Annotated in this window: 12 protein-coding genes; 11 read left to right on the top strand and 1 reads right to left on the bottom strand. The window is 73.3% G+C overall.

The genetic code is table 11. The annotated features are described in order from the left end of the window. Positions 1-262: 262 nt before the first annotated feature. Genes gatC through Q6349_RS13205 form a run of 4 tightly spaced genes read left to right on the top strand, consistent with a single transcriptional unit; the run spans position 263 to position 4,163 of the window. Positions 263-559 (top strand): Asp-tRNA(Asn)/Glu-tRNA(Gln) amidotransferase subunit GatC, encoded by a 297-nt coding sequence (gatC, locus tag Q6349_RS13220; protein WP_304604442.1) that lies wholly within the window; start codon positions 263-265, stop codon positions 557-559. Between the two features lies 1 nt (position 560). Further along, positions 561-2,066 (top strand): Asp-tRNA(Asn)/Glu-tRNA(Gln) amidotransferase subunit GatA, encoded by a 1,506-nt coding sequence (gatA, locus tag Q6349_RS13215; protein ID WP_171248359.1) that lies wholly within the window; start codon positions 561-563, stop codon positions 2,064-2,066. Positions 2,067-2,082: 16 nt separating this feature from the next. Continuing rightward, positions 2,083-3,585, top strand: coding sequence for an Asp-tRNA(Asn)/Glu-tRNA(Gln) amidotransferase subunit GatB (gene gatB, locus Q6349_RS13210; RefSeq protein ID WP_304604441.1), 1,503 nt, complete (start codon positions 2,083-2,085; stop codon positions 3,583-3,585). A 23-nt stretch (positions 3,586-3,608) separates the two neighbouring features. After that, entirely contained in the window at positions 3,609-4,163 is a 555-nt protein-coding gene (locus tag Q6349_RS13205) for a GNAT family N-acetyltransferase (RefSeq protein WP_369810825.1), read from the top strand. A gap of 42 nt (positions 4,164-4,205) precedes the next feature. On the opposite strand, the gene Q6349_RS13200 is transcribed toward Q6349_RS13205, so the two are convergent. Then, positions 4,206-5,579 carry a deoxyribodipyrimidine photo-lyase gene (locus Q6349_RS13200; RefSeq protein WP_304604439.1) on the bottom strand — a complete coding sequence of 458 codons (1,374 nt, stop codon included), beginning with the start codon at positions 5,577-5,579 and terminating at the stop codon, positions 4,206-4,208. 158 nt (positions 5,580-5,737) lie between these two features. Between Q6349_RS13200 and ilvD (Q6349_RS13195) the strand changes: the two genes are divergently transcribed. The 7 genes from ilvD (Q6349_RS13195) to Q6349_RS13165 all read left to right on the top strand — a co-directional run bounded on the left by ilvD (Q6349_RS13195) (position 5,738) and on the right by Q6349_RS13165 (position 13,714). Next, positions 5,738-7,600 carry a dihydroxy-acid dehydratase gene (ilvD, locus tag Q6349_RS13195; protein ID WP_304604438.1) on the top strand — a complete coding sequence of 621 codons (1,863 nt, stop codon included), beginning with the start codon at positions 5,738-5,740 and terminating at the stop codon, positions 7,598-7,600. 2 nt (positions 7,601-7,602) lie between these two features. Further along, the gene (locus Q6349_RS13190; RefSeq protein ID WP_304604437.1) at positions 7,603-8,154 is read left to right on the top strand and encodes a GNAT family N-acetyltransferase; all 552 of its coding nucleotides are present in this window, start codon (positions 7,603-7,605) and stop codon (positions 8,152-8,154) included. Next, complete coding sequence (gene ilvD / locus Q6349_RS13185) at positions 8,151-9,866, top strand: dihydroxy-acid dehydratase (RefSeq protein WP_304604436.1); 1,716 nt, start codon at positions 8,151-8,153, stop codon at positions 9,864-9,866. The genes Q6349_RS13190 and ilvD (Q6349_RS13185) overlap by 4 nt, the downstream gene beginning before the upstream one ends. Positions 9,867-9,932: 66 nt before the next feature. Then, positions 9,933-11,258, top strand: coding sequence for a VOC family protein (locus tag Q6349_RS13180; protein ID WP_304604435.1), 1,326 nt, complete (start codon positions 9,933-9,935; stop codon positions 11,256-11,258). Continuing rightward, positions 11,251-11,571, top strand: a complete 321-nt coding sequence (locus Q6349_RS13175) for a 4a-hydroxytetrahydrobiopterin dehydratase (RefSeq protein ID WP_304604434.1) — start codon at positions 11,251-11,253, stop codon at positions 11,569-11,571. The genes Q6349_RS13180 and Q6349_RS13175 overlap by 8 nt, the downstream gene beginning before the upstream one ends. 116 nt (positions 11,572-11,687) lie before the next feature. Further along, positions 11,688-12,629: an ABC transporter ATP-binding protein gene (locus Q6349_RS13170; RefSeq protein WP_304604433.1), complete on the top strand. Its 942-nt coding sequence runs from the start codon at positions 11,688-11,690 to the stop codon at positions 12,627-12,629. After that, positions 12,629-13,714 carry an ABC transporter permease subunit gene (locus Q6349_RS13165; protein ID WP_304604432.1) on the top strand — a complete coding sequence of 362 codons (1,086 nt, stop codon included), beginning with the start codon at positions 12,629-12,631 and terminating at the stop codon, positions 13,712-13,714. The genes Q6349_RS13170 and Q6349_RS13165 overlap by 1 nt, the downstream gene beginning before the upstream one ends. Positions 13,715-13,723: the final 9 nt, after the last annotated feature.

Below are 13,723 nucleotides of genomic sequence, written 5' to 3'. Positions count from 1 at the left end.
AACCCGGAAGCTCAGCCCTTCAGCGCCGATGGTACTGCCCTGGAGACGGGGTGGGAGAGTAGGACGCCGCCGGACACCCTTCACAGCAGGCCCCCCACCCCACAGGTGGGGGGCCTGCTGCACTTCCCCACCGCGCTGGACCGCCATCCCCCGAGCGTCGACCACCGAGCCGCCGGCCGGACCGCGGACCAGGGACATGGTTCACACGTCCGGTGGTCCCCACGTCATCGGGGCGTCACGTCGGCCCACTAGACTGGCGGCCATGTCCACCATCTCCCGTGACGAGGTCGCGCGTGTCGCCGCGCTGGCGCGGATCGAGCTGCGCCCAGACGAGCTGGACCGCCTCGCCGGCGAGCTCGACGTGATCGTCGAGTCCATCGCCAAGGTGAGCCAGGTCGCGACCCCCGAGGTCCCCGCGACGAGCCATCCGCTGCCCATGTCCAACGTGTTCCGTGCCGACGAGCCGCAGCCGGCCCTGCCGGTCGACGACGTGCTCGCCGCCGCGCCGGAGGCCGAAGACGGCCGGTTCGCGGTGCCGCAGATCCTCGGGGAGGAGTGAGATGACGGACCTGACCCGACTCTCGGCCGCCGATCTGGCCGAGAAGCTGCGCCACCGCGAGGTCACCAGCGTCGAGGCGACGCAGGCCTACCTCGACCGCATCGCCGCCGTCGACGGCTCGGTGCACGCCTACCTGCACGTCAACGCCGACGAGGCGCTGGCGACGGCCCGCGACGTCGACGCCCGCCGGGCGGCCGGCGAGGAGCTGCACCCGCTGGCGGGTGTGCCGATCGCCGTCAAGGACGTCGTCGTCACCCAGGGCATGCCGTCGACCGCCGGCTCCAAGATCCTCGAGGGCTGGGTGCCGCCGTACGACGCCACCCTGGTGGAGAAGATCCGTGAGGCCGGGCTGCCCATCCTGGGCAAGACCAACATGGACGAGTTCGCCATGGGCTCCTCCACGGAGCACTCCGCCTACGGCAACACCCACAACCCCTGGGACCTCGAGCGGATCCCCGGTGGTTCGGGCGGCGGTTCGGCCGCCGCGGTGGCGGCGTTCACCGCCCCCCTGGCCATCGGCACCGACACCGGCGGGTCCATCCGCCAGCCGGGCGCCGTGACCGGCACCGTGGGCGTGAAGCCGACCTACGGCGGCGTCTCCCGCTACGGCCTCATCGCGCTCGCCTCCAGCCTCGACCAGGCCGGCCCCGTGACCCGGACCGTGCTGGACTCGGCGCTGCTGCACGAGCTCATCGGCGGGCACGACCCGCGCGACTCGACCTCCATCCCGGAGCCGCTGCCGCCGCTCGTCGAGGCCGCGAAGCAGGGCGCGCTCGGCGACCTGTCCGGCGTGAAGGTCGGCGTGGTCAGCCAGCTGCAGGGCGAGGGCTACCAGGCCGGCGTCCAGACGCGCTTCGAGGAGTCCCTGGACCTGCTGCGCCAGGCGGGTGCCGAGGTCGTCGAGGTCTCCTGCCCGCACTTCGAGTACGCGCTCGCCGCCTACTACCTGATCCTGCCCGCCGAGGCCTCCAGCAACCTGGCCAAGTTCGACGGCATGCGCTTCGGCCTGCGGGTCGAGCCCGAGGAGGGCCCGGTCACCGCCGAGCGCGTCATGGCGGCCACCCGCGGCGCCGGGTTCGGCGACGAGGTCAAGCGACGCGTCATCCTGGGCACCTACGCCCTCAGCGCGGGCTACTACGACGCCTACTACGGCAGCGCGCAGAAGGTGCGCACGCTCATCCAGCGCGACTTCGACGAGGCGTTCGCCCAGGTCGACGTCCTGGTGTCCCCGACGGCGCCCACGACGGCGTTCAAGCTCGGCGAGAAGCTGGACGACCCGCTGGCGATGTACCTCAACGACGTCGCGACCATCCCGGCGAACCTGGCCGGCATCCCCGGCATCTCGGTGCCGAACGGCCTGTCGGACGACGGGCTGCCGGTCGGGTTCCAGGTGCTGGCACCGGCCAAGGCCGACGACCGCCTGTACCGTGTCGGCGCCGCCCTGGAGTCCGCCCTGGAGAAGTCCTGGGGCGGCCCGCTGCTCGACCGCGCGCCCGAGCTCGGCTGACGGACCCACGAAGGAGATGACTGTGACCCAGCTGGTCGACTACGCCGACGCGGTCCGACGGTTCGACCCGGTGCTCGGCATCGAGGTGCACGTCGAGCTCGGCACCCGCACCAAGATGTTCTGCCCGGCCGAGGTGTCCTTCGGGGGCGCCCCGAACACCCAGACGACTCCGGTCAGCCTCGGCCTGCCCGGTGCGCTGCCCGTGGTCAACGGCACCGCCGTCGAGTACGCGATCCGGATCGGCCTGGCGCTGAACTGCCAGATCGCCGAGTCCTGCCGGTTCGCCCGGAAGAACTACTTCTACCCGGACGTCCCGAAGAACTTCCAGACCTCCCAGTACGACGAGCCGATCGCGTTCGACGGCTGGCTCGACGTCGAGCTGGAGGACGGCACCATCCACCGGGTCGAGATCGAGCGCGCCCACATGGAGGAGGACGCCGGGAAGAACACGCACGTCGGCGGTGCCGCGGGACGCATCCACGGCGCCGACTACTCCCTGGTGGACTACAACCGAGCGGGGATCCCCCTGGTCGAGATCGTCACCAGGCCGATCACCGGCGTCGGTGACCGGGCCCCCGAGGTGGCACGCGCCTACGTGCAGGCGCTGCGGGACATCTTCCGGGTCCTCGACGTGTCCGAGGCGCGGATGGAGCGCGGCAACGTGCGTGCCGACGTCAACCTCTCCCTGCGGGCGACGCCTGACGCCCCGCTCGGCACCCGGACCGAGACGAAGAACGTGAACTCGTTCCGCTCGGTCGAGCGGGCCGTGCGCTACGAGGTGTCGCGTCAGGCGGCGATCCTGGACGCGGGCGACACCGTGATCCAGGAGACCCGGCACTGGCACGAGGACACCGGCATCACCACCTCCGGGCGTGTGAAGTCCGACGCCGAGGACTACCGGTACTTCCCCGAGCCGGACCTCGTCCCGGTCGAGCCGTCGCGCGAGTGGGTCGAGGAGATCCGCGCGGGTCTGCCCGAGCTGCCGCAGGCGCGGCGTCGCCGGCTGCAGGACGAGTGGGGTTACGCCGACGCCGAGATGCGCGACGTCGTCAACGCCGGAGCGCTCGACCTCATCGAGGCCACGATCGCGGCGGGCTCCAGCCCCGCCGCGGCGCGCAAGTGGTGGATGGGTGAGCTCGCCCGCCGTGCCAAGCAGGACGAGGTCGAGCTGGCCGAGCTGTCCATCACGCCGGCGCAGATCGGCGAGCTGCAGGGGTTGATCGACTCCGGCCGGATCAACGACAAGATCGCCCGCCAGGTCCTCGACGGGGTCCTCGCCGGCGAGGGCGACCCGGAGCAGGTCGTCGCCGCGCGCGGTCTGGAGATCGTCTCCGACGACGGTGCGCTGCTGTCCGCGATCGACGAGGCGCTGGCCGCCCAGCCGGACGTCGTCGAGAAGGTCCGCGGTGGCAACCAGGGTCCGGTCGGCGCGATCATCGGCGCGGTGATGAAGTCGACGAAGGGCCAGGCGGACGCCAAGCGCGTGCGTGAGCTGGTGCTGGAGAGGATCGGGTCGTGACACCCCCCGTGCTGCCCGGCGAGATGGTCCGGCTGCGTCCGATCCAGGCCCCCGACGCCGAGCGGCTCTGGGAGTCGCTGCACGATCCGGAGGGCATGCGCCTGACGGGGACGACGGCGAGCTTCACCCGGCAGCAGATCGACGACTGGGCGGCCACGGTCGCCGACCGCGACGGCCGGTTCGACTGGGCCATCACGCCGGCCGCGATGCGCGACGGCGAGCTCGTCAGCGACGACCTGATCGGGGAGATCGTCCTCAACGACATCGACCCGGTCAGCCGCAGCGCCAACCTGCGCCTGCAGATGCTCCCGGACTACCGGGGCCGCGGCTACGGTCGGGAGGCGATCGAGCAGGTGCTGCGGTTCGCCTTCGACGACGGTCCGGACGGGCTGCGGCTGCACCGCGTCGGGCTGGACGTGCTCAGCATCAACCCGCGGGCCAAGGCGCTCTACGCCTCGCTCGGCTTCGTCGAGGAGGGGCGGCTGCGTGACGCCTACCGCGACGGGGACGACTGGTCCGACGCGATCGTCATGAGCATCCTCGAGGACGAGTACCGCGCGATGGTCCGCGGGTCCTGAGCGCGGCGCCACGCCAGACGACCGGCCGCCTCCGGCGGGGTCTCACCTGCCCCGCTGGAAGTCGTCGAGGCTGACCTTGCGCTCGTGCGCGTGGTCGACCAGAGGCGCCGGGTAGTCGGCCGGCGGGGTGTCCAGCTTCCAGGGCTGGTGCACCCGCCGGCCGGCCACCTCGCGCAGCTCGGGCACCCAGCGGCGCACGTACTCGCCGTCGGGGTCGAACTTCTCGCCCTGGGTGACGGGGTTGAAGATGCGGAAGTAGGGCGCGGCGTCGTGCCCGGTGCCCGCGACCCACTGCCAGTTGAGCTGGTTCTGGGACACGTCGCCGTCCACCAGGTGCGCCATGAAGTGCTCGGCCCCGCGCTGCCACCGCACGTGCAGGTCCTTGACGAGGAACGACGCCACGACCATCCGTACCCGGTTGTGCATCCAGCCGGTGGCGAGCAGCTGCCGCATCCCGGCGTCGACGAACGGGTAGCCGGTCCGTCCCTCCGTCCAGGCCGTCAGCCACTTGGTCTCCTGCTCGCCCCGTGTCCAGGCGTCGTCGGGCACGACGGCGCGCAGCGAGCGGTTGCGGGCGTCCGGCCGGTGGTACAGCACGTCGGCGTGGAACTCCCGCCAGGACAGCTCGGAGCGGAACGTCGCCACGGCCTCGGAGGGGGCGCCGTCGGACTGGGCCGCGGCGAGGTCGGCGAGCATCGTGCGCGGGTGGATCTCGCCCCAGCGCAGGTGCACCGACATCGCCGAGGTGCCGGCCAGGTCGGGTCGGTCCCGCGCGGTGGGGTAGTCCGCCAGCCCGTCGTCCAGGAAGTCCCGCCACCGCCGTCGGGCCGCCTCCTCGCCCGCGCGGGGCAGTCGCGCCGTCGGCTCGGGGGAGTGCGGGAGGTCCTCGCCGGGCAGGTCGGCCCACGGGATCTGCCGGGGCCGGTGCACCGGCTCCCGCCAGCCGTGCTCCAGCCAGGCCCGCCGGAACGGGGTGAACACCTGGTACGCGCCGCCGCTCTGCGTGAAGAGTCGACCGGGGGCCACGGCGTACGGGGACCCGGTGCGCACCAGCGGGACGCCCGGACCGTCCAACGCGGCGGCCACCTCGTCGTCGCGTCGTCGGCCGTACGGCTCGTAGCCGGCCGCGGCGTGCACCTCGGCGGCACCGGCCTCGCGCACCACCCGTGGCACGACGTCGACGGGGTCGCCGCGTCGCACCACGAGCCGTCCGCCGCAGGCCTCGTCCAGGGCGCGCAGCGACTCGCGCAGATAGGCGAGCCGGTTGACGCCGGCCCGGCGCCACAGGACGTCGTCCAGGACGTAGAGGCCGACGACGGCGGAGTCGTCGGCCCGCGCGGTCTCCAGCGCGGCCAGCAGGGCCGGGTTGTCGGCCAGGCGCAGGTCGCGCCGGAACCACATCACGGTCGTGGGCATGCGGCCACCGTACGGTGCCCGTCCCGTCGGCGCCGGGGGAGCGGCGGGCCCGGTGACCAGCACGCGGGACGGGCGTCCCAGCATCCGGCACGACGGCGTACGCTGCCCAGGCACGTCGCTCACGGTGCGTCCGTGAGCCGGTCCGAAGGAGCATGCAGATGAGCCGCCCCCTGCGTTCGCGCACGTCCACCCACGGCCGCAACATGTCCGGCGCCCGCGCCCTGTGGCGCGCCACCGGCATGGGCTCGGAGGACTTCGGCAAGCCGATCGTCGCGATCGCGAACTCCTACACCCAGTTCGTCCCGGGGCACGTGCACCTCAAGGACATGGGCGATCTCGTCGCGGGCGCGATCCGCGAGGCCGGAGGAGTCGCCAAGGAGTTCAACACCATCGCCGTGGACGACGGCATCGCGATGGGCCACGGCGGCATGCTCTACTCGCTGCCCAGCCGCGACCTCATCGCCGACTCGGTGGAGTACATGGTCAACGCGCACTGCGCGGACGCGCTGGTGTGCATCTCCAACTGCGACAAGATCACCCCGGGCATGCTCAACGCGGCGCTGCGGCTGAACATCCCCGTCGTCTTCGTCTCCGGCGGGCCGATGGAGGCCGGCAAGGCGGTCGTCGCCGACGGCGTCGCGCGGACGAACCTCAACCTCGTCAACGCGATCAACTACGCGGCGGACGAGAACGTCTCCGACGAGGCGCTGGCGAAGGTCGAGGAGAACGCCTGCCCGACCTGCGGCTCCTGCTCGGGCATGTTCACCGCGAACTCGATGAACTGCCTCACCGAGGCGCTCGGGCTGTCGCTGCCGGGCAACGGCTCGACGCTGGCCACGCACGCCGCGCGCAAGGAGCTGTTCCTCGAGGCCGGGCGCACCGTCGTCGAGCTGGCGAAGCGCTACTACGACGACTCCGACGACACCGCGGCGCCACGGGGGATCGCCACCAAGGAGGCGTTCGCCAACGCGATGGCGCTCGACGTCGCCATGGGCGGGTCGACCAACACCGTGCTGCACGTGCTGGCCGCCGCGCAGGAGGCCGAGGTCGACTTCACGCTGCGCGACATCGAGGAGATCTCGCGGCGGGTGCCGTGCCTGAGCAAGGTCGCCCCCAACCACCCGAACTTCCACATGGAGGACGTCCACCGGGCCGGTGGCATCCCGGCACTGCTCGGCGAGCTGCACCGTGGCGGGCTGCTGGAGAAGGACGTCACCAGCGTGCACACCCCGACGCTGCAGGAGTGGCTGGACGACTGGGACGTGCGCGGCGGGAAGGCCACCGAGCAGGCCACCGAGCTGTTCCACGCCGCTCCGGGCGGGGTGCGCACCACCCAGGCCTTCTCGACCGAGAACCGTTGGGAGTCCCTCGACACCGACGCCGCCGAGGGCTGCATCCGCGACGTCCAGCACGCCTACACCGCCGACGGCGGTCTGGCCGTGCTGCGCGGCAACCTCGCCGAGGACGGCGCCGTGTTCAAGACCGCCGGTGTCGACCCGGACGTCTTCCACTTCACCGGTCGGGCGCTCGTGTGCGAGTCGCAGGACGAGGCGGTCGAGAAGATCCTCACCAAGCAGGTCGAGCCCGGGCACGTCGTGGTGGTGCGCTACGAGGGTCCCGCCGGCGGACCCGGCATGCAGGAGATGCTCTACCCCACCTCGTTCCTCAAGGGCCGCGGGCTGGGCAAGGTCTGCGCGCTCATCACCGACGGCCGGTTCTCCGGCGGGTCGTCCGGCATCTCCATCGGGCACGTCTCCCCGGAGGCGGCTGCGGGCGGCGTCATCGGCCTGGTCGAGGACGGCGACGAGATCGAGATCGACGTCGAGTCCCGCTCCGTGCGCCTGAACGTCTCCGACGAGGTGCTCGCCGAGCGCCGCGCCGCGATGGAGTCCTCGGCGACCCCGTGGCAGCCGAAGGACCGCGACCGGTACGTCTCGCCGGCCCTGCGGGCCTACGCCGCCATGGCGACGAGCGCGGACAAGGGCGCGGTGCGCGACGTCGACCTCGTCGCGCGGCGCTGAGCGTGCGGGTCGTCGACCTCTCCGCGGCCGACGTCGACGCCGTCCAGCGGCTGCTCGCCGACGACGGCGGGTACGCGCGGCGCGTCTCCGGGCGTCCGCCGAGCCGTCAGGACGCGGTCGACGCCCTCACGTCGCGTCCGCCGGGCACGACGCCGGACGCCAAGCACGTCCTCGGGATCCTCGACACCACGGGTGTCCTCGTGGGGCTGGCCGACGTGATCCGCGGCTGGCCCACCGCCGACCAGGCGCACCTGGGCCTGCTCGCGATCGCCGCGAGCCGGCACCGCCAGGGGCTGGGCCGGGCGCTCCACGCGGCGGTCGAGGAGCGTGCGGGGACGTGGCCGGAGGTCGTCCGGCTGCGGCTCGGCGTCGTCGACACCAACCGTGCGGCGGCGGAACCGTTCTGGCGTGCCCTGGGGTACGCGCCGACCGGCGAGTCGGCGCCGTTCGTCTCCGGGAGCGTGCGGACCCGGGCGCGCATCTGGGTCCGTCCGGTCCCGCGCCGGGAGACCGCTGGGCCCCGTGCCGCCGTCGGCCCTAGCCTGAGGGCATGACGAGCACCGACGCCGGAACCACCCCCGACCTGAAGCCCCGTTCCCGTCAGGTCACCGACGGTCTGGAGGCCACCGCCGCGCGCGGGATGCTGCGCGCCGTCGGCCTGGGGGACGACGACTTCGCCAAACCGCAGATCGGCGTCGCGAGCTCGTGGAACGAGATCACGCCCTGCAACCTGTCGCTGGACCGGCTCGCCGGTGCGGTGAAGAACGGCGTGCACGCGGGCGGCGGGTACCCGCTCGAGTTCGGCACGATCTCCGTCTCGGACGGCATCTCGATGGGCCACGAGGGGATGCACTTCTCGCTGGTCTCCCGGGACGTCATCGCCGACTCCGTCGAGACGGTCATGCAGGCCGAGCGCCTGGACGGCTCGGTGCTGCTGGCCGGCTGCGACAAGTCCCTGCCCGGCATGCTCATGGCGGCCGCCCGGCTGGACCTGGCCAGCGTGTTCCTCTACGCGGGCTCGATCATGCCCGGCTGGGTCAAGCTCTCGGACGGCACCGAGAAGGACGTGACGATCATCGACGCCTTCGAGGCGGTCGGGGCGTGCTCGCGGGGGCTGATGTCCCGCGAGGACGTCGACCGCATCGAGCGGGCCATCTGCCCGGGCGAGGGCGCCTGCGGCGGGATGTACACGGCGAACACCATGGCCTCGGCCGCCGAGGCGCTGGGCATGTCCCTGCCGGGGTCCGCGGCCCCGCCGTCGGCCGACCGGCGGCGGGACACGTTCGCCCACGCCTCCGGCGAGGCGGTCGTGGAGATGCTGCGCCGCGGCATCACCGCGCGCGACATCCTGACCAAGCAGGCGTTCGAGAACGCCATCGCCGTGGTCATGGCGTTCGGCGGGTCGACCAACGCCGTGCTGCACCTGCTCGCCATCGCCCACGAGGCCGACGTCGAGCTCACCCTGGAGGACTTCGACCGCGTGGCGAGCCAGGTCCCGCACCTGGGCGACCTCAAGCCGTTCGGCCGCTACGTCATGAACGACGTGGACCGCATCGGCGGGGTCCCCGTGATCATGAAGGCGCTCCTGGACGCCGGTCTGCTCCACGGCGACTGCCTCACCGTGACCGGGCGCACCGTGGCCGAGAACCTGGCTGACATCGCCCCGCCCGACCCGGACGGCAAGATCCTGCGTGCCCTGGACGCCCCGATCCACCCGACCGGCGGCATCACGATCCTGCACGGGTCGCTCGCCCCGGACGGCGCCGTGGTCAAGAGCGCCGGGTTCGACTCCGACGTCTTCGAGGGCACGGCGCGGGTCTTCGAGCGGGAGCGGCACGCCCTCGACGCGCTGGAGGACGGCACCATCACGGCCGGGGACGTCGTCGTCATCCGCTACGAGGGCCCGAAGGGCGGCCCGGGCATGCGCGAGATGCTCGCCATCACCGGCGCGATCAAGGGCGCGGGGCTCGGCAAGGACGTCCTGCTCGTCACCGACGGCCGGTTCTCCGGCGGCACCACGGGCCTGTGCGTCGGGCACATCGCCCCGGAGGCCGTCGACGCCGGGCCGATCGCGTTCGTGCGCGACGGCGACCGTATCCGCCTGGACGTCGCGGCCAAGACGCTCGACCTGCTCGTCGACGCCGACGAGCTGGCCGCCCGGCACACCGACGACTGGCGGCCCGTGCCGCACGGCTACACCCGCGGGGTGCTCGCCAAGTACACGAAGCTCGTGCAGTCCGCGTCGAAGGGTGCCGTGCTCGGCTGAGGACGCGCGAGCTGCCCCCGACCACGGCACGGTAGGTGGATCGCACCGGCCACCGCGGGAGGGACCATGGCCACCGAGTCCGACGAGATCACCCCGGACGCCTTCGAGAAGGCCGACGCCACCGGGCACTGGCGCGTGCTGTCGCACGGCGCCTGCGCACTGTTCCGCGTTACCGCACCGGGGGCGGGGGCCGTGCTGCTCGAGGACATCAAGGTGCTCGCCGACGCCGCGAACCACCACCCCGACGTCGACCTGCGCCCCGACGCCGTCGTCGTGCGGTGCGTCTCGCACGACGTCGGCGGACTGAGCCGCCGCGACGTCGCCCTCGCGCAGGACATCTCGGCCGCGGCCGAGCGGGTGGGCCTGACCCCCGACCCGGCCGCGCTGCGGGACGTCGAGCTGACCATCGACGCCACCGACCGCGAGCGCGTCATGCCGTTCTGGGAGGTCGTGCTCGGCCACCGCCGGGCCGGTGACGAGGACCTGCTCGACCCGGACGCCCGGTGGCCCGGCGTGTGGTTCCAGCAGATGGACGAGCCCCGGCCGCTGCGCAACCGGCTGCACCTGGACGTCTTCGTCCCGCACGACGACCGACCCGCGCGCGTGCAGGCGGCGCTCGCGGCGGGCGGCCGGCTCACGACCGAGGAGTTCGTGCCGCAGTGGTGGACCCTCGCGGACCCCGAGGGCAACGAGGCCGACGTCGAGGCGTGGGAGGGCTTCGAGGACGATCTCCCCGAGGGCCTGGTCTCCCCGGACGCGTTCCGCGCCGCGGACGGGGTGGACGACTGGCGCGTCCTGCAGGGGGCGTGCGCGCGCTACGTGACCGGCGGGTTCGACGCCGGGGTCGACCTCGCGGCGACCGCCCAACGCCTCGCCGACGACGCCGGGGTGCGGCTCTCCACGGACCTGCGGTTCGGCCACGTCACCTTCCGCGTCGGCGCCCCCGAGGACGGCTGGATCGACGACGCCGCGCTCGACCTGGCGCGCCGGATCCAGGCCGCCGCCCGTGAGGCCGGTGTGGAGCCGGACCCGGGTGCCCTGCGGGACGTCCAGCTCACCTTCGACGCCCTCGACGTCGACGCCGTACGCCGGTTCTGGGCCGCGGCCCTCGGGTACGCCACCCGGGAGGACGCCGACCTGTACGACCCGCTGCTGCGTGGCCCGTCCGTCTTCATCCAGCAGATGGACGCACCCCGCGAGCAGCGCAACAGGATCCACGTCGACCTGTTCGTCCCGGCGGACGTGGCCGACGAGCGGGTCGCCGCCGCGGTGGCCGCCGGGGGGCGGGTCGTGTACGACGCCGAGGCGCCGCTGTGGCGTACCGTCGCGGACCCGGAGGGCAACGAGATCGACATCGCCGTCTCGATCGGAAGGGACCAGGACCATGAGTGACCGCATCACCCCCGCGCAGTTCCACGACGCCGCCGGGACCGAGGACTGGCAGGCGCCCGAGGACGGGCCGGCGACCGCGACGTTCCGCACCGGTGCCTTCACCACCGGGGTGCGGCTGGTCGAGGAGATCGGGGAGCTGGCCGAGGCCGCGGACCACCACCCGGACGTCGACCTGCGGTACGCCACCGTCGTCGTGCGCACGATGTCCCACGACATCGGCGGGCTCAGCGATCGGGACGCGGCGCTCGCGGCCCGGATCTCGGAGGCGGCTCGCGAGCTCGACATCCCCGCCGACCGACCGTCGTCCGGCTGAAGGAACCGCGGGGGACCTGTCCCGGGTGCCCGCCGGGCCGCTATGCTCCGCAGCACACCCGGCGTCCGTCCAGGTGGGAGCGGTCGGCGTGGCCCCGCGGGGCCACCGGGAGGCATGTGGTGATCGACGGCGAGCTGGCGGTCGAGACGCGCGGTTTGCGCAAGTCGTTCCGCACCCTGCGGGGGCGTCGGGTCGGTGTCGAGAACCTGGACCTGCGGGTCCCCCTCGGAGGCGTGCACGGGTTCCTCGGCCCGAACGGGTCCGGGAAGACCACGACGATCCGCATGCTGCTGGGTCTGGCCCGTCCCGACCGGGGCACGGCCACGATCTTCGGTCACGAGGTGCCGCGGCACCTGCCCGACGTCGTGGGAAGGGTCGGTGCGATCGTCGAGAGCCCCCGTTTCTTCCCGGCGTTCACCGGGCGGTCGAACCTGCAGCTGCTGGCCGACGCCATCGGCACGCCGCGCGGCCGGGTCGACGCGGTGCTCGAGGAGGTCGGTCTCAGCGGCCGCGCCGGGGATCCCTACCGGACCTACTCGCTGGGCATGAAGCAGCGGCTGGCCATCGGCGCGACGCTGCTCAAGGACCCCGACCTGCTCATCTTCGACGAGCCGAACAACGGGCTCGACCCGGCGGGCATCCACGAGATCCGGCGGACCATGCGGGACCTGGCCGACCGCGGCAGGACGGTGCTGGTCTCCAGCCACATCCTCGCCGAGGTCCAGCAGGTGGCCGACACGGTCTCCATCGTGGCCCGCGGACGGCTGATCGCCGAGGGCCGGGTCGCCGACCTCGTGTCCGGGCAGGCCGGGGCCGCGGTGCGGGTCGGGCTCGCGCCCGACGAGGTCGCGGTCGCCGCGAGCGTGCTCGGCGCCCGCGGGCTGTCGGTCGAGCGCGACGGTGCGGCGCTCGTCGTCGAGGGTGCCGAGGCGGCCGCCGTGAACCGGATGCTCGGCGAGCAGGGGGTGTGGGCCCGTGAGCTCGCCCCGCGGCAGGTCGACCTGGAGTCGGTCTTCCTCGGGCTGACGCAGGCCGAGACGGCGGGGGAGAGCGTCTGATGCGACTGGTCCGGGTCGAGCTGCGGCGATTGTGGATGCGCCGCGTGACGTGGGGTGGGCTGCTGCTGGCGCTCGTGGTCGCGGGGCTCGCCGTCGTGACCCAGGTCGGCGCGGCGCAGCCGCCGTCGGCGCAGGAGATCGCCCAGGCAGAGCAGTTCTACGCCGACCAGGTCGAGTGGTGGCAGGAGAACGGCGCGCAGGAGACGGCCAGCTGCCGGGAGGCCCAGGCGGCCGAGCCGGGTGCCGACTACGGGTGCGACCGGCTGGAACCCCGGCTCGAGCAGTTCCTGCCGTCGAGCTCGACCTTCGTGTCGCACGAGACCTCCGGCTCCTCGGCGACCGGCGGGCTGACCGGGACGGAGACCGCCGCCGCGGCCGTCTCGGCAGAGGTCGCCGCCGTGCAGGAGTCCCTGTGGTCGGGCTGGTCGAGCCTCTCCGCCGCCGCGCGGAGTGCCGCGCCGGCCTTCCTCATGCTGGCTTTCGTCGTCGGCGTCAGCTTCGTCACGGCGGAGCAGCGCACGGGGGCGCTGGGGCTGTGGCTGACCTTCGAGCCCCGCCGCTCGCGGGTCTACGGGTCGAAGGCGGCCGCCGCCGCGCTGGGGACGGCGCCGCTGGTCCTCGGGGGCTGGCTGGCCACCGTCGGTGGCCTCTACGCGCTGCACGCCGCCGCCGGGACCCTGGGGACGGTGTCGGGGGCCGACTGGGCCGAGATCGCCGCGTTCTCGGGGCGGCTGCTCCTGGCCGGGGCGCTGTGCGCCGCCGCGGGCGTCGCTTTGGGGGTGCTGCTGCGCCACGCGGCCTCGGCCATCGGTGGGGTCGCGCTCCTGCTGTGGGCGAGCGCCGGTTTCGCGTTCACGCTGGGGGCCGCGCAGCGCTGGCTGCCGGTGCTGAACCTGGACGCCTGGCTCCGGGGCGGCGCGATCTACCAGTACCCCGCGAGGGCGGCCGACCCGTCCGGGGAGGCTTCGGTGCCGTGGCTGGCGGGCGTGGTCGACGGTGTGCACGGGGGTCTGTACTGGCTGGCGGTCGTGGCCGTGCTGACGCTCGTCGCCGGTGCCGTGTTCCGCCGGCGTGACCTCGACTGACCGACCCGC

This window comes from Isoptericola sp. 178 (assembly GCF_030586525.1).
Lineage (GTDB): Bacteria > Actinomycetota > Actinomycetes > Actinomycetales > Cellulomonadaceae > Isoptericola > Isoptericola sediminis.
This window is presented reverse-complemented; position numbering and strand designations above follow the sequence as displayed.